At 66.7% G+C, this 18,580-nt stretch carries 26 protein-coding genes; 1 reads left to right on the top strand and 25 read right to left on the bottom strand.

Annotation, left to right across the window (positions count from 1 at the left end):
- Nucleotides 1-3: 3 nt before the first annotated feature.
- Genes HDIA_RS11480 through HDIA_RS11470 form a run of 3 tightly spaced genes read right to left on the bottom strand, consistent with a single transcriptional unit; the run spans nt 4 to nt 3,277 of the window.
- The gene (locus HDIA_RS11480; protein WP_099556291.1) at nt 4-219 is read right to left on the bottom strand and encodes a tail protein X; all 216 of its coding nucleotides are present in this window, start codon (nt 217-219) and stop codon (nt 4-6) included.
- The gene (locus HDIA_RS11475) at nt 216-641 is read right to left on the bottom strand and encodes a hypothetical protein (RefSeq protein WP_099556290.1); all 426 of its coding nucleotides are present in this window, start codon (nt 639-641) and stop codon (nt 216-218) included. Before HDIA_RS11475 ends, HDIA_RS11480 begins: the two co-directional genes overlap by 4 nt.
- Nucleotides 638-3,277 carry a phage tail tape measure protein gene (locus HDIA_RS11470; protein WP_099556289.1) on the bottom strand — a complete coding sequence of 880 codons (2,640 nt, stop codon included), beginning with the start codon at nt 3,275-3,277 and terminating at the stop codon, nt 638-640. Before HDIA_RS11470 ends, HDIA_RS11475 begins: the two co-directional genes overlap by 4 nt.
- Between HDIA_RS11470 and HDIA_RS25335 the strand changes: the two genes are divergently transcribed.
- Nucleotides 3,276-3,446, top strand: coding sequence for a hypothetical protein (locus tag HDIA_RS25335; RefSeq protein WP_157775519.1), 171 nt, complete (start codon nt 3,276-3,278; stop codon nt 3,444-3,446). The two genes, HDIA_RS11470 and HDIA_RS25335, sit on opposite strands and share 2 nt — an antisense overlap.
- Here the strand turns inward: HDIA_RS25335 and HDIA_RS11465 are convergent.
- The 22 genes from HDIA_RS11465 to HDIA_RS11365 form a co-directional block, all read right to left on the bottom strand.
- Nucleotides 3,422-3,910, bottom strand: coding sequence for a phage tail assembly protein (locus HDIA_RS11465; RefSeq protein ID WP_099556288.1), 489 nt, complete (start codon nt 3,908-3,910; stop codon nt 3,422-3,424). The genes HDIA_RS25335 and HDIA_RS11465 overlap by 25 nt on opposite strands.
- A 14-nt stretch (nt 3,911-3,924) precedes the next feature.
- Nucleotides 3,925-4,434 carry a phage major tail tube protein gene (locus HDIA_RS11460; protein ID WP_099556287.1) on the bottom strand — a complete coding sequence of 170 codons (510 nt, stop codon included), beginning with the start codon at nt 4,432-4,434 and terminating at the stop codon, nt 3,925-3,927.
- 200 nt (nt 4,435-4,634) lie between these two features.
- On the bottom strand, nt 4,635-5,879 hold the full coding sequence (locus HDIA_RS11455; RefSeq protein ID WP_099556286.1) for a phage tail sheath protein: 1,245 nt from the start codon (nt 5,877-5,879) through the stop codon (nt 4,635-4,637).
- A gap of 156 nt (nt 5,880-6,035) precedes the next feature.
- Nucleotides 6,036-6,305, bottom strand: a complete 270-nt coding sequence (locus HDIA_RS11450; protein ID WP_099556285.1) for a hypothetical protein — start codon at nt 6,303-6,305, stop codon at nt 6,036-6,038.
- A gap of 9 nt (nt 6,306-6,314) precedes the next feature.
- Nucleotides 6,315-8,126, bottom strand: a complete 1,812-nt coding sequence (locus HDIA_RS11445; RefSeq protein WP_099556284.1) for a hypothetical protein — start codon at nt 8,124-8,126, stop codon at nt 6,315-6,317.
- A complete protein-coding gene (locus HDIA_RS25330; protein ID WP_157775517.1) occupies nt 8,126-8,296 on the bottom strand; it encodes a hypothetical protein in 171 nt (56 codons plus the stop codon). The genes HDIA_RS11445 and HDIA_RS25330 overlap by 1 nt, the downstream gene beginning before the upstream one ends.
- Nucleotides 8,297-8,307: 11 nt before the next feature.
- On the bottom strand, nt 8,308-8,655 hold the full coding sequence (locus tag HDIA_RS11440; protein WP_099556283.1) for a hypothetical protein: 348 nt from the start codon (nt 8,653-8,655) through the stop codon (nt 8,308-8,310).
- Between the two features lie 10 nt (nt 8,656-8,665).
- On the bottom strand, nt 8,666-9,007 hold the full coding sequence (locus tag HDIA_RS11435) for a hypothetical protein (RefSeq protein ID WP_099556282.1): 342 nt from the start codon (nt 9,005-9,007) through the stop codon (nt 8,666-8,668).
- A gap of 15 nt (nt 9,008-9,022) precedes the next feature.
- Complete coding sequence (locus HDIA_RS11430; protein WP_099556281.1) at nt 9,023-10,180, bottom strand: hypothetical protein; 1,158 nt, start codon at nt 10,178-10,180, stop codon at nt 9,023-9,025.
- Nucleotides 10,181-10,192: 12 nt separating this feature from the next.
- Nucleotides 10,193-10,741 carry a phage tail-collar fiber domain-containing protein gene (locus HDIA_RS11425; protein ID WP_245884243.1) on the bottom strand — a complete coding sequence of 183 codons (549 nt, stop codon included), beginning with the start codon at nt 10,739-10,741 and terminating at the stop codon, nt 10,193-10,195.
- Nucleotides 10,738-11,400 (bottom strand): phage tail protein I, encoded by a 663-nt coding sequence (locus HDIA_RS11420; RefSeq protein ID WP_099556280.1) that lies wholly within the window; start codon nt 11,398-11,400, stop codon nt 10,738-10,740. The genes HDIA_RS11425 and HDIA_RS11420 overlap by 4 nt, the downstream gene beginning before the upstream one ends.
- Nucleotides 11,393-12,475 carry a baseplate assembly protein gene (locus HDIA_RS11415; protein WP_157775515.1) on the bottom strand — a complete coding sequence of 361 codons (1,083 nt, stop codon included), beginning with the start codon at nt 12,473-12,475 and terminating at the stop codon, nt 11,393-11,395. The genes HDIA_RS11420 and HDIA_RS11415 overlap by 8 nt, the downstream gene beginning before the upstream one ends.
- Before the next feature lie 82 nt (nt 12,476-12,557).
- Complete coding sequence (locus HDIA_RS11410) at nt 12,558-12,953, bottom strand: GPW/gp25 family protein (RefSeq protein WP_099556278.1); 396 nt, start codon at nt 12,951-12,953, stop codon at nt 12,558-12,560.
- A 6-nt stretch (nt 12,954-12,959) separates the two neighbouring features.
- On the bottom strand, nt 12,960-13,187 hold the full coding sequence (locus HDIA_RS11405) for a hypothetical protein (protein WP_099556277.1): 228 nt from the start codon (nt 13,185-13,187) through the stop codon (nt 12,960-12,962).
- Between the two features lie 29 nt (nt 13,188-13,216).
- Nucleotides 13,217-13,753, bottom strand: coding sequence for a phage baseplate protein (locus tag HDIA_RS11400; RefSeq protein WP_099556276.1), 537 nt, complete (start codon nt 13,751-13,753; stop codon nt 13,217-13,219).
- Nucleotides 13,750-14,400, bottom strand: coding sequence for a hypothetical protein (locus tag HDIA_RS11395; protein WP_099556275.1), 651 nt, complete (start codon nt 14,398-14,400; stop codon nt 13,750-13,752). The genes HDIA_RS11400 and HDIA_RS11395 overlap by 4 nt, the downstream gene beginning before the upstream one ends.
- The gene (locus HDIA_RS11390; protein WP_099556274.1) at nt 14,397-14,897 is read right to left on the bottom strand and encodes a phage virion morphogenesis protein; all 501 of its coding nucleotides are present in this window, start codon (nt 14,895-14,897) and stop codon (nt 14,397-14,399) included. The genes HDIA_RS11395 and HDIA_RS11390 overlap by 4 nt, the downstream gene beginning before the upstream one ends.
- Nucleotides 14,894-15,346 carry a gp436 family protein gene (locus HDIA_RS11385; protein ID WP_099556273.1) on the bottom strand — a complete coding sequence of 151 codons (453 nt, stop codon included), beginning with the start codon at nt 15,344-15,346 and terminating at the stop codon, nt 14,894-14,896. The genes HDIA_RS11390 and HDIA_RS11385 overlap by 4 nt, the downstream gene beginning before the upstream one ends.
- 107 nt (nt 15,347-15,453) lie before the next feature.
- Nucleotides 15,454-15,822 (bottom strand): hypothetical protein, encoded by a 369-nt coding sequence (locus HDIA_RS11380; RefSeq protein ID WP_099556272.1) that lies wholly within the window; start codon nt 15,820-15,822, stop codon nt 15,454-15,456.
- Nucleotides 15,823-15,863: 41 nt separating this feature from the next.
- Complete coding sequence (locus HDIA_RS11375; RefSeq protein WP_099556271.1) at nt 15,864-16,826, bottom strand: capsid protein; 963 nt, start codon at nt 16,824-16,826, stop codon at nt 15,864-15,866.
- A 98-nt stretch (nt 16,827-16,924) separates the two neighbouring features.
- The gene (locus HDIA_RS11370) at nt 16,925-17,299 is read right to left on the bottom strand and encodes a capsid cement protein (protein ID WP_099556270.1); all 375 of its coding nucleotides are present in this window, start codon (nt 17,297-17,299) and stop codon (nt 16,925-16,927) included.
- A gap of 38 nt (nt 17,300-17,337) precedes the next feature.
- Complete coding sequence (locus tag HDIA_RS11365; RefSeq protein WP_099556269.1) at nt 17,338-18,354, bottom strand: phage protease; 1,017 nt, start codon at nt 18,352-18,354, stop codon at nt 17,338-17,340.
- Nucleotides 18,355-18,580 lie beyond the last annotated feature (226 nt).

Below are 18,580 nucleotides of genomic sequence, written 5' to 3'. Positions count from 1 at the left end.
GCGTTACTCCCAAATCCGCTGGGTGTCGTCGGCGGGCGCGGTCACGGCGTCGGGCACGACGACGACGGTCCCGGCCGGGATGACGGGGCCAAGGGCGGCAAGCCCCGGATTGGCATCGAGGAGCGTCTCGGTCGCGCCGTCACGCTCCGATCCGAACAGGGCCTTTGCGATCCGGTCGAGGCGTTCGCCGTCCGGCAGGCGCACGGTGTAGGTGGTCATAGGAAGCTCAGCCCCCAGCCGAACAAATCGCCGGAATGAACGAGGGTGACCCGCATGCGCATGATGCGGCCAAGCCCGTCGCGCGGATGGAGCCGCTCCTCGTCGACCTCCAGCTCCTTGACGATGACGCTCCCGGTCGAAACGAGGCCGAGGAAGGAGGCCGACAGGCGGATGAAGGGGACGGGCGTCTGAAGCCGCTGATAGGCGGTGAGCAAGGTAACCGCGTCCGTACCGCCGAGGGTTTGCGGCAGCGTCTCGGCATCGATCGAGGTTTCCTTGGGATCGGAGCCGGTGAGCTGGATATCGTTGCCGCCGAAGGTGGGCGTGACGATGACGCGGCCGGTCTCCCGGCTGGCGATCCGTTGCGGGTTCATGCCGATGACGCGAAGGATCGCCGGCCCGATGGCGACGAGCGCGTTCATGCCGTGCTCCCGAGGTCATGAAGGGCGGCGGCGAACGAGCGAGCGGTCTGCTGGTCCAATGCCCGCGCGGCGGCCCGTCCCGTGGCCTCGGCGTCCGCCGTGCCGGTAATCGTCTGGTGAATGGTCTGGTGCACCGTGACAGGACGGGAAATTGCCGCCTGTCGTTGCGGCGCGGAGGCCGGTGCGGCCCGATCGGGCGGAGGCGGGGCGTAGTCGATCCGCGTGGCGCGCGGTGCGGCCGACGGCGGTTCATAGCGGATCGGATCGGCCGAAGGCGTGCCGTTGGCGCGTGGTCGCGGCCTTGGAACGGGATAACCGCCCGTCTCGGGAACTATCCGGGGCGTCAGGGTGATGTCGAGAAGCGCCTTGAGTTCGTCGGCGAGCTTCCGAGCGACCGACAAGGGTTGGTCGCTCTCGGCTGCCAGCGCACCGGCATATTTCTGAAGCATCTCCCGGCCGGCCGGCGCCAAATCGGTGCTCTCGGCTGTGGCCTTGAGGTTGCCCATGACGGCCTCGATCTGGCCTTTGACCGCCGTCTGGGCCTCCGGCGAAACGAAGTCACTCAAGGCTTTCCGCAGCGTGTCGAGTTGCTGCAGATTGGCCTTCAACCGCGCTTCAGGGTCGCCTGGGGCGGCGCTCGAAGATGCCGCCGCAGCGGCCTTCCTCATGTCCTCGACCTGGGCCATTTCGAGCGTGGCCACGAGCGACGACATCTCGGGCACCTTCGGACGAGGCGCGTCCGCGCCCGCCATCCGGCTTTCCGCGTTGGTGCGGTAAGCATCGGCCTGGTCGAGCGCGCGGGACGCATCGCTCTTGTCAAAGCCGAAGAGCCCCTCGAAGAACCGATTGAGCCGCGCGCCGCGATCGTTCGCGCTGCTGACGGCGCTTTTCAGATCGGCGGGGGCGTCGTCCGGCACCTCGATCTTTGCCGGCTCGCGATTGCGGCTTTCCATCGCGCCCGAAAGCCCATTCATCGCCGCCGTCAGTACTGGCAGCACCTGGGCGCCTAGCAACTTGGTCTTTGCGACGACATTCGACGAAAACCGGTCAAAGGCGCTCGAAGCGTTGTCTGTGGCCGTCGCGAAGTCATTCATCACCGTGCCGGTGGATCGGTCCATCTCCTCAATCAACGACCTGACTTCAGACATGTCGGTAAGAACGGCCTGCACGCCCGCGCGCGCCTGACGATCCGGCAGCAAGGCCGAGAGTTTGAAGGGATCGTTTCCGACCTTCCTTCCGATTTCGTCGATGAGGGCGAGGACCGGCGATACACCCCTCTTTGTCGCGTCCTTCAGAACCTTCTCGACATTGATGCCGACGTCCTTGGCGTTTTTGATGAAGTCGGACGCGGTGAACTTGTCGAGCATGTTCTCGAAGTTGGTGGCCGCCTCGTCGCTCGATCCGGCGGTCTTGCGAATAGCCTGCGCCATGGCCACGAGGCCCTTGACGCCCTGCATCCCGCTTTCGCCGAGCCCCTTCATTCTCGCCGCCAGCGCCGGGAAGCTCCTCGCCATGTCGGGGACTTCGAATTGCCCGGCCTTGCCGCCCAAGGCCATGGCGTCATAGGCGGCCATCATGTCGGATTGCCCGATGCCCATGTTGTTCTTCAGGGCAATGGTCGTGCGCGCCGAGTCCTCGGGATTGGCCTGCGTTGCCTTGGAAAAGACGATGGCGCCTTCCGTCATCGCCGACGCATTCTTCGCGTCCAGGCCGCCGCTCATGAGAAGGCTGAAGACACCCATGGCGCCTTGCGTTCCGACGCCCTTGCGCGCGCCGATCTCGGACATGAGGCGATCGTATCGGGCCTGATCTTCCTTGCCGTATTCGCCGAGGACACGGTGCTGATCGCTCGCAAACTCGTCGCTCGCTGCTCCTTTGACCGAAGCTCCGGCCACGAGCGCAGCAGAAGCGACACCGCCACCAAGCGCGTAGGCGACGCCCGATCCAATCGGCAGGATCGCGTCGGCGCCGAGCCGGTTGAGCATGGCGGTGGCGGCCTTCGAAAGGCCGCCCCGCGTGCCCGGTCTCGCCGCGCCTGACATGCTTCTGCCAAATCGGTCGACATTCGTTCGGCCAAGACGCTCGGCGGCCGCTTTCGCACGATCGATCCTTTGCTCCGCCTCACCGGCCGCGCCCGCCACGCCATCGAGGTCGCTCTTCAGGGCCTCCGGTCCGCGACCGTCATCGACGCGGTCGGCGGCATTGCGCACCTGGTCGATGTCGGCCTTTGCCTTGTCGGCCGCGCCCGAGAGAACCTTCAGGTCTGACCCTAGATTTTCCGGGCCGCTGCCGTCATCGACGCGATCGGCAGCGGTGCGCATCTGGTCGATGTCGGATTTGGCCAGGTCCGCCGCATTGGCCACGCTGTTGAGGTCGAGCTTCAGTTGCTCCGGGCCGTTGCCGTCGTCCGTGCGATCGGCGGCCTGGCGCATCTGGTCGATGTCGGTCTTGGCCTTTCCGGCGGCGCCGGACACGGCCTTGAGATCGCCGGCCAGGCGTTCGCCGCCCTCCGCGCGGTCGAGCCCCTTTGCCGCCTCGCGCAGGCCGACAAGCGCCCGATCGGCCTTCTCGGCCGGGCGGGTGAGTTGGTCGACGAGTTTCAGGACAAGGGAGACGTCGAGCGTGCGATCAGACATGAGATACCCTCAGTCGGCGGGCCTCGTAATGGACGAGGAGCAACTCGTCGAGCGGCCAGGAGAGCACCTCGCGATAAGGCGTCATGGCGGCGGCGGAAACCTCAAGGGCGATCCGGCGCCACCACGCCAGATCGGCCAGATCGACTACCAGCCGAGAGCCGTCCGGTAGCGCTGGGGCAAAAAATCGATGGCCGCCTCCCAGACCGCCATCGTGTCCCCGGCTTCCATGCCCCGGATGACTTTTGCCGGAAGGCCCGTGACCAAGGCGGAAAAATCGCTCTTGTCCGCTCCTTCTGACGCCAGAAGATCCGCGAACGGCCGCAACTCCCCGCCCGATATCCTGCGCACCTCGACATGGTCGATCCGCCGGCCCTGCCACATGAACGGGTGCTTCAGTGGTACGGTCTTGAAGAGTGCTTCAGGCTCGCAAAAATCGAGCTTTTCGACCTCTTTGGGCGCGGCCGGTTCGGTAGGCTCCGGCGTGGCCGGCGCTAGCTCGCCCGCTTCGGCGGCCATCTCCGCGATGATGTCGGCGGGCGGCAGCGGGATCGTCTCCTCAACCATCTTGCCGTCGCCGGCCGGGGTCTTCACGCGGATGCCGCCGGCAGCGCCGGCCTTGTCGTCAGTCGTCATTGCGCGCTCCGGGATCAGGCCGCGATCAGCCGGTTGTGTTCGGCGGTGTAGTTGGTGCCGTCGATGATCAGGGTGTTGGTGAAGACATCGAACTTGTGGGCCGTCACGCCGTCGACGATGTCGTGATAGAGCACGATCGAGGAAAAGCGCGTCATGGTCTTGTCCTTGGCCTTGAGGCCCTCGACGCCGGCCGGCTCGATCTCGTTGAGGAGCCCGCGCAGCATGACGATGCGGCCCTTGTTGACGCCGGTCGTGGCATCGAGCAGGCGCTCGTAATAGGTGACCGTCGTCCAGTCGCCGGGCTCACGGCCGAAGCGCGAGCGAAGGCTCTGGTGGCTGCCGTCCACCGCCATTTCGGCGACCAACGGCGAAACCTCGCCGGGCAGCGAGACCTTGAAGAAGCCGCCGCCCATGAAGAAATCGATCATCTCGCGCTTCAGCGGGGGCAGCTTGAAATTGTCGAGGTGGAGACGCTGGTTGATCTCCTGGACGTAGACGTTGCCGCCACGAATGATGCCGTCCATTGCTTGGCTCCCTTGCGGCGCCGGTGCGTCGGCGCGGTGAAAAGATGTTGGGGGCGGCGGGCTGAGCCCCTACGGTCGGACCGTTCCCAATGGGTGCTGGGGGCCTTGCGAGCCATACCAGACCGCCCCTCTCCGGGTATTCCTTGTCCTGCCCCATACGCTTGCCCGAAAACCGGTCCCCACTTTTCGGGCGTATGGGCTTATGCCGCGACGCGGATGTTCGGATCGCCGAGGCTGGCGAGCGCGGCGGCGATCGCCGCCTGGAGCACGTCGAAGGCTTCGGGCATCGCGCCGGTATAGATGCCCAGATCCACGAGGTCGGGCGTCTCCTGCCAGTTGACCTTGGCCGAGATCGCGCCGGCCTGGAGCGCCGCTGCCGTGTTGAGGCTGGAGTCCCAGAGCACCACGTGATCGATGATCGCGCCGAGCGCCTGGACGCCGTCGAAATAGTCGTCGATCGCCCGGAAGATCAGCGTCACGGTGTGGGGCGTGATGTCCTGGGCCATGTAGGCGCGCATCGGGCGAACCATGGCCTTTTCCAGCGCCCGGCGGGTGCGGACCACTTTGAGCGAGCGCCAGCTCTTGACGGTCGGGTCCGTTGCCGTGGTGAAGGGCGCCCAAAGGAGATTGGTCTCGATGACGACGCCGCCGCCGGCCTGGACGAGGCGATTGGCTTCGCAGGTCGGATCGCCGTCACGATAGATGATCGGCCGCGACGTGCCGAGCACGCCCTTGAGAGCGGTATTCCAGGCCGCCTTGAACGGCGTTCCGGCGCTGCGGTCCCGGCGCACGATGGCGCCCGCCCAATGGGGCGACATCGGCCGCACCACGGTCTCACCGCCGATCGACGCCTTGATCGCGACCACCGCGCAACAAATCTGCAGGGACGTGGCGAAGTCGGCCAAATAAGCAACGGCGCCGGCCTCGGTCTCCGGCGGCGCGTCGACGATGCCGATGCAGTCGATGATCTGGGTGCAGATCGCCTCCATGGCCGCGCCGATCGGGTTCTTGGCGTTGGTCGGGCGGGTGTGGGTGTAGCCGGAGGCGAGCAGGATGCCGGGCTCCACGCCGAGGAGTGCCTTGGCATTGAGCAGCGCAAAGATGCCGGTCTTGGTCGCGCTGTCGCCGGCAATCGCCGTCACGGCCTCGTCGAGCGTGGCCTCTGCGTCAACGCCCGGATTGACGTAGATGACCTGGGCGACGATGCCCTCCGAATTGATCTGCTCGATGACGTCGGCCGCATCGCCTTCCCCCAGGAGCGCGATCAGGTCGGCGTCCGAGGTGTCGATCAGGACGGGCGTGTTGACCGGGAAGGTGCCCGCATCGGCGGCCGGCGCCGGCACGCAAAGGCCGATGGCCGACTGGTCGCGGGTGTCGATCGTGACGATCGTGTTGGACAGATCGGAAAAGACGCGAACGCCGACATTGGGAACGGCTGCGGGCATGGCGGGCTCCTTGAGGATCGACGACGGCTTGACCGCCGGAAGCAATCGCCCCAAAGTAGACGCCAGACGCAAAGCGGCCGGGGCTGAACCTCTTCAGCCCCGGCCGCTGCTGTTTCGGGCTTGCCAGCCGGCTGCCTCGTCTTCCCTCACTGCGCTCTATTCGGGTTCGAGCATGTGCTCGTCGACCCAGCTCGCCTCGGCATGGCCGGTGTCGGTGACGTAATAGACCGCATAGGTCGGCGTGCCGTCCGGCAGGCGCCCGAGGGCCTTGATTTCACCCTTCGCCTGATAGTCCGGGATCCGCACCTTGGCAGCCTTGGCAAACTTGTGGTCGGGCGGCGGCGGGCGTTTGACCGGAGGGAGGGTCAGATCCTCGCCGGCGATCGTCTCTTCGCCGGCCGGTACGTCTTCGGGGTCGTCAATCATTCACCGCTCCTATGCGTGCGCAAAGCTTGCCGTGAAGGCGACTTCGGGAAACCAGTCGACCAGCAGGGCATTGTTGTTGGCAGCGGAGGTCCAGTTGGTGACGCGGTTCCACTGCTTGACGTAAGCGCCGTTGGCGTCGATCACCGGCGCGGAGTTGACCACAAATTCGCCGATCGCCCATTGGCCGGCAGCCGGCGCAGCCGCCGCGAGCTTCGGAATGCGCACGATGGCCTTGATGCGGAACTTGTGTCCGGCGAAGTCGTCGCGGACGAGTGTCATCAACTCGCCCTTGTGAAGGACCAGTAGGCCGATTTCGTTGCCGGCTGCATCGAGCGGCATGGCGATATTGCCGCCGGGTCCGAAGGGCACGTCGCTGTCATAGGCTCGGAGCACCAGTTCAACATTCCAGGTCAGCCAGCTCTCGATGTAGGTGATCGGCGTGGTGGTCGAGTTGACGGCCAGGAAGGTATTGCCGTCGGCGGCCAGCGTACCCGCTGTCGGCGTCCCCCGCTGGCGTGTCAGTCCCGTGGTCGCCGCCTGCATGTCGGCCAGCCGGTGGACCGTCTCCAGACCGGTCACGCCCTGGTTCGCGTTTCCGGCGCTGAAGAGCAATCCGAACTCACCCTGAACCTTCAACCCGGCGATATGGAGGGTACAGCCGGACTCAAGCTCGATCGTCCAGTCTAGCGAGCCATTGGTCGCCAGGGCACCGGTGATGATGTTGCTTCGAGCGTTGCCACGGAAGACATAGGAGCGGTCGACATTCTCCGTCCAGGCTCCGACCCGGTTGATGCCCGCCTTGTAGAAGACGATGGCCATCTTGGCATTCTGCATCGTACTGCCGGGTCTGAAATCGACGTAGCCCGGCGACCAAGCTCCCGCAATGAGCGTTGGCGCGGTAGCGCCCAACCAGTCCCAATAGCCGAGTTCGGCCTCGTCCGTCGTGAACTCCGGACGGACCTGGACATTGACGCCCTTGCGGATGCCGCCAGGGCCGTCGAATTCGCAGGCGCCATCCCAAACGATCTGGCCGTGCTGGCCGGTCATCAAGAGGCCGGTGGCCAGCTCCAGTTCCGTTGCGTCGCCGACGCGCCAAACCCGAACGCCGGTAGCAAAGATGAACTGGTTCGGCGTCAGGCCGTCGCTGCCGCCGCGTGACCAGATGCCGAGCCGGAAGCCGCGCACCGCGACATCGTCGAGGCGCGACCACCAGAGGCCGCCATTGTTGTCCGGCGCGACGGGCTTGGCCTGCCACATGAGGCCGATCTGAGGGCCGTTCGCAAGGTTGGCGTCAAAGCCGATGCCGCGAACTTCGACATTGATGACAGGCCCGTTGTCGAGGGTGACGAGCGGCCCGCTCGCACCTGTAAGCTGGATGACCCGCGTGCCGGTCGTCAGGCTGGAGCCGCAGCCGACAAAGCGCATTTTCGAGTACCATTTCCACGACGAAACGCGCAACGCACCCTGCTTGCAGGTGATCACCCAGCCATATTGCTTCGATGCCTGGCTAGCGCGGTCAAGCATGTTTGTGTCGTCGCCGATCGGGTCCGTCCCGTAGCGGAAATTCTCGATGTTGCGGCGGAGCCCGTCGATGTAATAGGCGCCGATGTTGCCGCCCGCATCCCGCGCCATCCCGACAAAGGGATTGATGGTGCCCGTGGCAAGGGCCGTGTCGATCGCCGCGTCGAAGACTGCATTGAAGAGCTTGGCCGGAAGCACGGGACCGACCAAACCGCTGGTCCCCCGACCGAGCAGCGCCTCGGGCTCGTCGACCGTAGGCTCGTCGTAGACGGTTTCAAGGACGTTGAGATAGGCCCCCATCAATCTCTCCAGATGTAGAATTTGACGCCGTCGTCAAAGACGCGGTTGCCGCGCCAGTAGACCGGCTGTCCGCCCGCGTCGTAGGTCCACGAGAAGCCCGGCGGAAGGACGTCGCCCCTGCGGCGACGCCCGCCGATGCTGTTGCCAATGCCGAAGCCGAACGGGTCCACGCGGGCCTCCCTCAGACGGTAATGACGTCGACCTGGACACCGGCCGGAACCACGGCCGCGCCGTTGATCGAAACGATCCGGCGGACGGACCTCGGCAGCGGGCCGGAGGTGTAGACCGGGATCGAGCGGGTTGCCGCGTCGCTCGTCTCGTCGATCGGCACGACGACGAACGTGACCGGACGGTTGACCGCATCGTCGAGAATGATCTCCAGCGCGCGGCCATAGGTCGGCAGCTCCTTGGCGCCGATCATGGCGTTGGTGAGCGTGTACCAGTCGCGCGCCGGGCCGCTCTCGACGGCCAGCATCTCCTGGGAGCGCTTGCGCGAAAGCGTCGGGTCAAGGCTCTTGTCGATCGGCATAGCCGGCTCCTCAGGTTTCGGCGTCGGCGAAGACGGCCGCAACAGCCGTCGACCGCTCCCCGACTTCGGCAAAAACGTCGGCCTCGGTACTGCCCTTGGCCGAATAGGTCGTGACGACCGTGCCGGCGTCGACCGCGTCGAGCAGCGGGCCGAGCACGGCGTCGGCAGCGGCGGCGGCCGCTTTCATCTCGGCGATGGTGCTGCCGCCGGACATCGCCCGCGCCATGCGGGCGACGGTGAGCGCCAGCGCCAGGGCACCGTCCGACGTCGTGCCGAACAGGGTCTGAAGGTCGCCCGCTTGGCGCTGGATGGCATCGCGCAGATCGGCGCGCGGTGGCTGCATGTCTGCCATGGTCTGCTCTTCCTCTTAGCTGTAGGTGATGAGACCGCCGGTCGCGCCGGGCGTGTCGTTTGCAAGGTTGTAGTTGACGGCATTGCCGGCATTGTTGGCGTTGGTGTCCTGGGCGGCGATATAGCCGTTGCGGACGGCCGAATAGCCGTAGGAGGAGCAGTTCTTGGCCGTCGCGCCCGCCGCGACGATGGAACCGTTCCCCGAAGCGACGAAGCCGGTGATGGCGCCATCGACGACGGCGCTCTGCGCCTCGATCGTGCCGTTGATGGATGCGACGAAACCGGAGTTGACGTTGGTCACCGTGGTCGGCGTTCCGTCGGTGGCAGGGCCTGCGTAGATATTGCCGGCGCGATCGGCAGTGATGGCCGTGTCGCAGTCATCGAGGGCCGTTCCGCTAACGAACATCGCCCCGGCGCGGATCGCCTGCATCCCGAAATAGGCTGCATCGATCGTCGACTTGGGCGCGATGACCGTGCCCGACCGGATCGAGTACAGGCCATAGGAGCGGGCGGTGCCGTTGCTCCCGAGCCATGTCTTGCCGAGGCCGACGATCGTCGCCTCGGGGCATTCGACACGCGCGCTGTCGTAAGCGGCGATACCAATCTGGCAGCCGGTGATTTCCGGCTGACCGCCCGAATACCACGCCCCGCCCTGGCCGGAGATACCGGACGCCACACCGTTGACACGAATGGAGCCCGGTTGGCTGGTCACGAAGCCGCCAACGATGCGCAGCCCTGTCAGGATCGCCTCCGGATCGTCGCCGTCGATCGTGAAGCCGGAAAATTCCAGCGCACAACGCTCCACAGAGACGATGTAGTCTGCTGCTCCGCCGGTGTACTGAAGCGTGCAGGCGGCCGCATTGGCGATGTTGCCGAGGATGCGAATTCGCGATCCGAACGGCGCGTCGGCCATCAGAAGCGGGTTGATCGGGTGGATGCCGTCCGGGACCTGGATGATCACGTCCGCATTCAACTGCTTGAACTTGAACGCGTCCCAGGCCTCCTGGATGGTGGCGTAGTCGACGCCGATCGTGACGGTGATCGGATCGGCGATCTGCCAGTCGGCGAGTGCGTCCAGCCTTTCCTGCACTGCGTCGGTCACCTGCTGATAAGCGGCGATGACCAGCGCCAGTTGGCTGGCAGCGTTGTTGAGAGAGTCTGCGGCGGTCGTCATGCGTGTCGCTCCTCAGATGCCAGCGGCGCGGCAGCGCTGGTCGAGTTCGATGTGGTTGAGGTGGTTGGCGGCCTGGGCGGCCAGCAGTTCGGCAAGGATCGGCGTCAGGTCCGGGACATCCGGCTCCAGGACGGTGATCGCCAGCGCGTCCAGCGGAAGGGCCGCCAGATTGAGGTCGACCGCGAAATTGATGTCCGCGAGAGGTGACGTCGCGGCGACGAGCTGGGTCGGATCGGACCAGAGGGCCAGCAACGTGCCGTCGCTCAGAAACGCCCCGATCTCGCGGATGGTGTAGACGTCCTCGGTCGCCGGAACCTGCGCCTGGACGCGAAAGCCCTTGCCGGCAAGCACCTGGCCGGAGATCAGCGGCACCCTCGCTGCCTCGCTGACAAGCGCCGTCGCCGTCTCGACCGGCTCATATCCGACGAAGTCCGCTCCCGCAGGCTCACCCTTGCCAACGGCGATCTCGATAATGGTCGCCTGGAGCCCGTCGCCCTGGGCGGCGATGACGGCGGCAAGCCCCGCCGTCGTGATGGTCATTTGCAGCGCGGCGGCGGTCATGTGGCCCTCATGTCAAGTCGGACGTGGATCTGGACGGTGGAGGTCGCGGCGAGCCCGAGGGTGATGGTGCGCTTCGGACGGAAGGCCGCGCGGGCGTCGAGCCGCCCTCTCAGTTCGGCGGTGGCCGTCCCGGAAACGCCGATCGAGCCCTCGGCGAGCGCGCCGACGGCAAGCCGATAAGGCCGGCTCGCCGGCTTCGTTCTGCGGATGGTCTGGTCGATTGAGGCGATGGTGCGGGCATCGAGCAGCGGCGCGTCCTGGTAGAGGTTCGTCCGCGCATAGGCCGTCACGGCGAAGGAATAGGGTTCGCCCATCGGGGCCATGTCGAACCACTCGACGATGTCGACGTCGACGGAAAGCGCGGCGAGCGCGGCCTCGATCGCACCGCGCGTGCCCTTCCGGCGGTGGACCTCATAGGCCGCCGCGACCACGGCGCGTTGGACGGTTTCCGGCCAGTCCGGATCCCAGACGTCGACCGAGCGTTCCCAGGCAAGATGCGGCAACAGCGCGAGCGCGGTCCGTGCCGGATCCTTGGCATCGGGCAAGGGCAACGGGATTTCGCCAATCCGAAGCGCCAGAGCGACGAGCGCCCGCTCCAGCTTGGTTGCAGAGGCCGGCAAGATGAGATCGGCATTGGCCGTGCGGCTTGCCTCAGTCATCGCTCACCTCCACCGTGACGGCGATCGACGAGGCGAAAGGCGCCGCGAAGGGTCCGGGGAGAACGTCGGCGGCCGGCGACGTGATGGCGATCCGGGCGGCAACCGGCAGACCGTCCGTGCCGGCGACCGACGCGACCGCCGCAAGCATCGCCTGGGTGACTTCTGCGCCAACCGCGTGCTGGCGATCGGCAAAGGCGGCAAGCCGGGCCTCGGCAAGCGTGGCGACTGCCGACCGGTCGGCGCCGGGGCCAACCGTCAGGGTGACGTCGATCGCGTAAGGCTCGATCGACGCCGCCACCACATGCAGAAAATCGCCGATCGGGCGAACTTCGGAGGCCGACAATTTGGCCCTGACGGCGGCGACCAGGTCGGCGTCGGCCGCGCCGTCGCCGGCAGCGGACAGGATGATCACATGCACATGGCCGGCGGGCAGCCGGAAGCGATCGGGCGCGGCGCCGGCGCCGTCGTCGATGATCCATTCGTCCGCCGATGCGGCGAGCAGCTCGGCGAGCGCATCGGCCGCGTCGACGACGCGATAGCCGGCCGGCGCCGCCTCGAAACTGGCGTCAACCGAATGGACGGCGGCCGACTTGACCAGGAGCGCGCCTTCGGCGTCCGAGGTTCCGAGCGCCAGCGCCAGATAGGCGCCCTCCGGTCCGGCGACGGACAGGGCCTCGGGAGCAAGCTGGATGCGACGACGGAAAGCCGTGTCGCTCTCAAGCACAGCTTCGGTCGGCGGCGTCGCGGTGTCGTCGACCGGGGTGAGGACAAGGCGGGCAACGCCGAGGAAGGCGCCGAGCTGGTCGAGGTCGGTTCCCGTCGCCGTGGCGAGCAGCACGGCGCGCACCGCGTCATTGACCCGCCCGCGCAACAGCGTCTCGGCGAAGGCGCCGGCCTGCTCGACGACGGCAAGCGGCTCGCTGTCGAGGCCGCCCGTATCGAAGGGCACGCCGATCGCCGCAAGCCGCGTCGCCAGCTCGGCGATCCGTTCGGCCGCGATGGCGTCGGCGTCGAGCGTCTCGACGGCTTCGGGCGCCGGCAGATTGGCGAGGTCGATGTCGGCGAAGCGCGTCATCGGCATACCCCGCCGAAGTGTGAGCGGTTCGGCGACAAGGGTATGCCGCAGAAGGAAAGCAGGATGGGAGAGCGTGCGACCATCATGCCGCCGCCCTCAAGAGCTTCGGCTCGGCCGTGACCGGAATGGCGAGCTGATAATTGCCGAGGCGGCCCTCGGGAAAATAGGTGCCGGCATGGCGAAGCCCGAGCCCGCCCTCGCGGGTGAGCCAGACGAGCTGCACCTCGCTCAGCCGATATTCGGGCTCGTTGGCGTGCGCCGCCTGGACAAGGGCGACATAGAGCTGGAGCGCCAGCTCGGGCGTCACGTCCTCGCCGAGCAGCTCATGCATCGTCGATCCGAAGTCGAGCCGCATCACGCGGCTGTCCGGCCGCGTCAACCAAATCTTGTTGAGGCTCTGCCGCACGTGATCCCAGCCGACGAGCGGCTTGCCCGTCGTGTCGGAGATCCCGGTGCGGTATCGGACGGCGCGCGCCATGGAGGATCAGCCTTCGCCGTTGGCGGTCTCGCCCGCGCCGGACGTCTCGGGCTTCGTCCGCTTTCTGGCGGCGGACTTGTCCTCCATGAGTTCAAGCGTGCCGAGCGACAGATCGTAGGCGGCTTCGCGCGCCGTGAGCATGACGGTCTCGGCACCGGGCACGCGGCGCTTGCCGGCGATGTATTCGCCGGCCTTGTCGGTGATGCGGAAGGTGGTCTTTTGAGGGGCTTTCAAGGGAACCTCCAAGGCGGTTTGAAAGGGGCTTAAACGGGCGGCCCGGAAATCGCCGGGCCGTTGACGACGTTGGAATGGGCGTGGCTGTCGCCGACGTTCTTGCCGTTGTGGGTGAGCGAGGCGCCGTGGACTTCCACGTTGCCGATGAGGCGGATGGTGTCGCCGCTGATCTGGACCTCGCCGTCGTTGAGCGTGATCCAGCTCGCGCCGACCTGGAACGTCACGGTGTCGGCCGAGGTTGAGGGCGCGGGGTTGTCGTCGTCGTGAGCCCGCGGGCGGATCGAGGAGCCGGCGCCCAGCGTTCCGGAGGGCGAGGAATAGGCCGCCTGCTGGCCGACCTTCAGCGGCGTGTGCATGGCGAGCACGCCGACGCCCGGTTCTTCCCACGTCGCCCACGGTCCGAGGACAGGGTTGCCGTCCTCGTCCGTGTCGATGACGAGCCGCGCGAGACGGTTCTCAGCGTCGATCGCGGCGACCTTGCCCGGCAGGTTGGCGAGCGCGATGCGCCGGTCGGTGACGGCGGCAAGCCGGCGCAGGCGGCGCAGTTCGGTGGCAACGGCATTCATGAGCCGCTCCCCTGATCGTCGCTGCCGGGGATGCCGAAGCCGGCCGCCTTCATGGCCGCGATCATCTCGTCCTCGCCGTCAAACTGGATGGTGCCGTCTTCCGTGACTTGCCCGGTCGGCAGGTCGCCCCAAAGGCCGGCGCCGAGGGCGACGACGGTCTGGCGCCACGTCACCGCGTAATAGGCCATGCCCTGGGCAACGTCCTTGACGGTGAAGAAGGGCTTGAAATCGGTCGCTTCCGGCGGCGTGATGCCGGCGATCTGCCAGAGCTGCTCGTCCGGATCGCCGAGGATCTTGAGCAGCCGCAGGCCGATCGCGTTGGCGACCTGGTCGCGCTCGAAGCGCCGTTTGCCGACAACTCCATCGTCGATCACGTCATCGCTGGTCACGACATAGGCGGTCCAGTCGATCGCCGCATGCCACCCGCCGTCCGCCATCGGCACGATCCGGGCTTTCGACCAGCCGACGGCAACGCCCGGTGCCGGCATCACCGTCTTTGCGACGATGTCGGAAATGTCGACCTTGCCAGGGTGCGGCTGCACCATGACGCCCGGCAGGAGCGCCTTGAGGCGGGCGACGATCGCGGCCTTGACTGGCGAGATAGGATCGGCGGCGATGAGATCGGCAAGCGGCACGGGCTCGATCATGGATGTCCCCCGAGCATGCCGAAGGCGTCCGTCACGATGTCCAGCAGCTCGTCGACGTTGTCGTTGGAAAGACCGAGGAAGGGCCGCGCCGGGATCGTCACCTGCTTTGCGACAGCGAAGTTCACATTGCCGCCGGCGACGTACCAGAATTTGAGCGCATGTCCGTAACGCGGCTTGATGACCATTCCTTCCTGGTGGACGTGGGCGAATTGCCAGGGCGATCCCCACTCGACCTGGTCGGCGTCGGCATTGAAGGCAATGTCCTTCAGCAGATGTTTTCCGCTGGCGTTGAGAGTGGGGGTTCCGGCTCGGTTCGGCTGCCAGGGCGTTCCGTCCGGCGCCGTCTTCTCGTCGTTGATGCGATGCTGCGTCTGGTCGACACCAGCGCTGCCGATCGTGGTGAGCAGCTCCTCCCGATCGACGTCCAGGAAGGCGCGCAGCCCCTTGATGGCGTCATCGAGGTCGCGAAGGTCGACGGTGATTTGGATCCCGCTCACGGCAGCCCCCCTTGACGGGCGCGGGTGAAGACGCGTTCGGGCGCGGAGACGAGCACGGCATTCTGAGAGCTGGCGTCGTTCGGGTCGGGCGTTCCGCCGCCGGTGAAGGTGAGCGCGCCCTTGCCGGCCGCGATGGCCTCAAGCCGTTTGAGCGCGGACTTGTAGCGCTCGCGAATGTCGTCGGTGAGCCGGGAGAAACTGATGGCGATCCGGAAGAGCGCGATGTCCATCGTGTAGACCTTGACGATGGCGAGCCCGTCCGCATCGAGCAAGGCGAGTTCGGCCGCCGAGTAGCGCGCCTGGAGAATGCTCTTGACCTCGATCGAGGCGTCATCGAGCGCGGCCGTGATGCGATCGTCGTCGCGAAGGCCCGTCGCCCCGTCGGCTGCGAGCAGCACGAGTTCATCGGGATAGCGTTCTTCAAGATCGGCGATCGTGGCGTAGGCCATCGGGCGGCTCCGTGGTCATGAAAGGACGAGGCCGGAGCGCGGCGGCGTTTGAGGCTCCGCGCTCCGGCGGATCGGCCGTGACGACAGGCCGGCCGAAGGGATTGGGGTCAGAGACGCTCGAGGCGGTCCAGGTAGGGCTCGGCCTCCGCATCCGTCAGCGTCATGGTCGAGCCGAGCGGGTGGACCTTGCGCTTGCGGATGATCGGCTTCGCCACGCGCCAATCATGCTCGGCATTGGCCTTGGCCTTCTCGTCCGCCTCCGCCTTCGCGGCTGCATCGGCGGCGGTCTTGGCGGCAGCCTTTGCCGCTTCCTCGGCATCGGCTTTGGCCTTCTCGTCGGCGGCGGCCTTGGTGGCGGCCTTTGCCGCTTCCTCGGCATCGGCCTTGGCCTTTTCGTCGGTGGCGGTCCCCGCGACGACCTGTGCGGCCAACTCGGCGGCCGCCTGTTCGGCTGTGGTGGTCTTCGGCGTCTTCATGATCGGTCCTCGTCAGGTTTGAGTGTCAGAGCGGCAACCGATCAGGTGACGGCGTTCTCGATGATGAAGCCGCACTCCTGGGCAACGACCAGTTCGCGGACGGCCTCGCCGACGCGGACGCGGAGACCGCCGCGCATGCCGATGTCCTTGTCCTCGATCGTACCGGCGACGCGGCTGCCGTTCTCCGCCGTCAGGCCCCAGGTCATGCCCATCTGGGTCGTGGCCACCGGGTTGATGAACAGCCCCTGGATGGACTTGCCCCAGCAATAGGTGAGGTTCATCGGCTGACCCGGCCGGGCGATGTTGACGCGGCCTTCGCCGACGAGGATCTGCGGAACCTCGATCAGCTCGGCGAGCTGCTGGCGCGTGATGGCGCCTTCGTCGGTGAGGCCGCCCTTGACCGCCTTGATGAGGCGCGGATGTTTCTTGAGCTTGGTCCAGACCGGCTGGCCCATGCAGAGGAGGTTCGGCCGCATGCCGAGCACGGCAGAAAGCGCCGTGTCGAGCACATCGAAAGGATTGCTGTCGGGATCGTCGAAGCGATCGGTGGCAACCGTGATGTCGTACTGGTTGCCGGCGGCATAGTTGTTCGGATCCTGCACCGTGTCGGCGACACGGATTTCCCGGTCGAGGATCGTCAGGTCCGTGAGATACTGCGTCGCGACATGTTCGGGGTCGTAGGTCGAGAGCCCCTGTTCGCGCAGCTTGCGCGCCTCCTCGATGTCCGAATTCGGGATCGGCGCATCAAGAGCGTGATCCTCGGTCGATCCGTCGCGCTCCTCGCCCATGAACTCGACCTGATTGACGCGGCCCTTCCGGCCAACCCGGGTGTCGGGCACGGTGAAGCCCTGGGCGATGTCGTAGTAGGTCCACTTGAAGCGTTCCGAACCGACCGGCGAGCGCGGCATCACCTTGTCGGCGATCAGCGAATAGGCCGGATTGCGGAAGGCGATGGCGATCGCGGTGAGCGAAGCGGATACGGCGAAGGGGCGACGGTCGGCCATGGAAATCTCCGGAGGATTGGAACGCGGGCAAGAGCGCGTTCCCGAAAAGTGGCGCCCGGTTTTCGGGCTAGAACTCGCTCAAAGACAAAACGTCAGCGTCAGGGCGTGTAGAGGATGGAAGGCGCGAGGAAGAGCTGAACGATGTCGCCGGCCAGCGTCGCGTTGGTGGTGGCATAGCCGGCGACGCGGACCTGGTCGCCAGCGGACGGCGCCGCAACGACCGCGCGGCCCTGGGCATCCGAGGTCACCGGGTCGCCGTAAGCGATGGCGCCGCCAGCCGTGACCGGCACCTGGCCCGTCATGTGGACGTCGCAGTTGCCGCCCTCGTCGGCGCCGACCGCGTCGGAAACGCCGACAAGCGGATCGGTGTCCGCGACCGCGCCGACAACGGCGCCGCTGGCATCGAACGCCACGAGGCGCTTGCCGGTGATGGCCTCTGCGGCGAGGAAGGTCTGAATGTGGCCCTGGCGCATGGACTGCGGCTCCTGATGTGAAGGCGTGGAAAAGAGGGTCAGCGCTTCCTGGCGTCTTCGGCCTCGATTTGGGAAAGCGCCGTGGCGGCGTCGATCGTGATGCCGTGGGTCGCGTTCTCCGCGATCCGCTTGTTGATGCGGGCGGCGAGCGCCGCCGCCTGTTCGCGGGTGCTGCCCGTCTCCGTTTCCGGCGGGTCGCGCTCGTCAAGGCCGGAGGCCCCGAGAGCCTTGGGCCGTGCGGCAAGGATCGCCTTCACCTGCTCAAAGCCCTCGTCGGTCGCCGACAGCTTGGCAAAGCTCTCCTTTTCCGCCGGCAACATGCGCTTGTCCTTGAGCGCGTCCTCCAGGACCGCGTCGACCGAGGTCTGGCGCGTCGCGGTCTTGAGGGCGGCGAGCTTGGTTTCGGCATCGTCGGCGCGCGTCTTTTCGGCCGTGAGCGATGAGGTCAGCTCGTCGATCTTCTTGGTGTTGTCGGCAAAGCGAGTGGTGAGCGCGGAAAGGACGGCGGTCTCGTCGGTGTTGGCGGCAAGACCGAGCGCGGCGGCAAAGGCGGTGACGGACATCGAAGGCTCCGAAGGTTGGGCGGATGCGAGCGCCGGCATGGAAAGCGCCGGGGCTGCGACAAGGGCGATGGAATGGATCCACGTGGCGCGACCGGTCTCGTCGTGGCGAAGGCCGGGCGAGATGTAGCGGCGGGTGCGGGCCTTGAGCGTGGCGAGGCCCTCGTCGAGCCAGTCGACGCGGCCGAAAAGACCCTCGGGCCGGGCCTGCATTTCCACGACCCAGCCGACCGTTCGCGGATCGGCGCCGGCGCCGGCAAGGCTGGCGTGGTCGAGGTCGACAGGGATCTGGACCTTGTCTGCCGCAAAGCGGGCGGCAAGCACGGCCGCGTCGAATTCGAAGCTGCGGTTGTCCCGCGTCGTCACGCGGCCGGCCGGCGCGATCTGCACCCATTGCGGGGCTTCGCCGGTTGCCGCGTCGAACGCCAGCGTCACGACGCCGAAGGCCGCAACGGGAGACGCATCGAGAAGGGAGAAATGAGGTGTCGCCGTCATGGCAGCGACCCTAGCCGCGCGGCAGCCAGGCGGCGGGGCTGAAGGTCTTCAGCCCCGCCGGTTCGGGAGCGGTGACGGCGGGGAGTTGGCCCTCACGGTGCCCGATGCGGGCGCCCGGTGCAAGTCGCGGGCGAAGGCTCCCGGATAAAATCGCCGTTGAAGCGGTTTTTTAAGCCATGGACGGGCAAACGTGATTGGGACGGGCACGCGCAAGGGTCAAGGGTCG

The organism is Hartmannibacter diazotrophicus, assembly GCF_900231165.1.
GTDB lineage: Bacteria > Pseudomonadota > Alphaproteobacteria > Rhizobiales > Pleomorphomonadaceae > Hartmannibacter > Hartmannibacter diazotrophicus.
The sequence above is the reverse complement of the archived record's forward strand: the minus strand, read 5'-3'. Positions and strand labels throughout refer to the sequence as shown.

Coding starts and splice junctions, on each gene's coding strand:
- HDIA_RS11455 (WP_099556286.1), bottom strand. CDS start 5,879: ATGCCCGCAGCCGTTCCCAATGTCGGCGTTCGCGTCTTTTCCGATCTG.
- HDIA_RS11400 (WP_099556276.1), bottom strand. CDS start 13,753: ATGAATGCCGTTGCCACCGAACTGCGCCGCCTGCGCCGGCTTGCCGCC.
- HDIA_RS11465 (WP_099556288.1), bottom strand. CDS start 3,910: ATGACGACTGACGACAAGGCCGGCGCTGCCGGCGGCATCCGCGTGAAG.
- HDIA_RS11420 (WP_099556280.1), bottom strand. CDS start 11,400: ATGACTGAGGCAAGCCGCACGGCCAATGCCGATCTCATCTTGCCGGCC.
- HDIA_RS11375 (WP_099556271.1), bottom strand. CDS start 16,826: ATGGCCGACCGTCGCCCCTTCGCCGTATCCGCTTCGCTCACCGCGATC.
- HDIA_RS11395 (WP_099556275.1), bottom strand. CDS start 14,400: ATGATCGAGCCCGTGCCGCTTGCCGATCTCATCGCCGCCGATCCTATC.
- HDIA_RS11470 (WP_099556289.1), bottom strand. CDS start 3,277: ATGTCTGATCGCACGCTCGACGTCTCCCTTGTCCTGAAACTCGTCGAC.
- HDIA_RS11440 (WP_099556283.1), bottom strand. CDS start 8,655: ATGCCGATCGACAAGAGCCTTGACCCGACGCTTTCGCGCAAGCGCTCC.
- HDIA_RS11425 (WP_245884243.1), bottom strand. CDS start 10,741: ATGACCGCCGCCGCGCTGCAAATGACCATCACGACGGCGGGGCTTGCC.
- HDIA_RS11435 (WP_099556282.1), bottom strand. CDS start 9,007: ATGGCAGACATGCAGCCACCGCGCGCCGATCTGCGCGATGCCATCCAG.
- HDIA_RS11370 (WP_099556270.1), bottom strand. CDS start 17,299: ATGCGCCAGGGCCACATTCAGACCTTCCTCGCCGCAGAGGCCATCACC.
- HDIA_RS11445 (WP_099556284.1), bottom strand. CDS start 8,126: ATGGGGGCCTATCTCAACGTCCTTGAAACCGTCTACGACGAGCCTACG.
- HDIA_RS11480 (WP_099556291.1), bottom strand. CDS start 219: ATGACCACCTACACCGTGCGCCTGCCGGACGGCGAACGCCTCGACCGG.
- HDIA_RS11460 (WP_099556287.1), bottom strand. CDS start 4,434: ATGGACGGCATCATTCGTGGCGGCAACGTCTACGTCCAGGAGATCAAC.
- HDIA_RS11410 (WP_099556278.1), bottom strand. CDS start 12,953: ATGGCGCGCGCCGTCCGATACCGCACCGGGATCTCCGACACGACGGGC.
- HDIA_RS11415 (WP_157775515.1), bottom strand. CDS start 12,475: ATGACGCGCTTCGCCGACATCGACCTCGCCAATCTGCCGGCGCCCGAA.
- HDIA_RS11380 (WP_099556272.1), bottom strand. CDS start 15,822: ATGAAGACGCCGAAGACCACCACAGCCGAACAGGCGGCCGCCGAGTTG.
- HDIA_RS11365 (WP_099556269.1), bottom strand. CDS start 18,354: ATGACGGCGACACCTCATTTCTCCCTTCTCGATGCGTCTCCCGTTGCG.
- HDIA_RS11385 (WP_099556273.1), bottom strand. CDS start 15,346: ATGGCCTACGCCACGATCGCCGATCTTGAAGAACGCTATCCCGATGAA.
- HDIA_RS11450 (WP_099556285.1), bottom strand. CDS start 6,305: ATGATTGACGACCCCGAAGACGTACCGGCCGGCGAAGAGACGATCGCC.
- HDIA_RS11475 (WP_099556290.1), bottom strand. CDS start 641: ATGAACGCGCTCGTCGCCATCGGGCCGGCGATCCTTCGCGTCATCGGC.
- HDIA_RS25335 (WP_157775519.1), top strand. CDS start 3,276: ATGAGATACCCTCAGTCGGCGGGCCTCGTAATGGACGAGGAGCAACTC.
- HDIA_RS11430 (WP_099556281.1), bottom strand. CDS start 10,180: ATGACGACCGCCGCAGACTCTCTCAACAACGCTGCCAGCCAACTGGCG.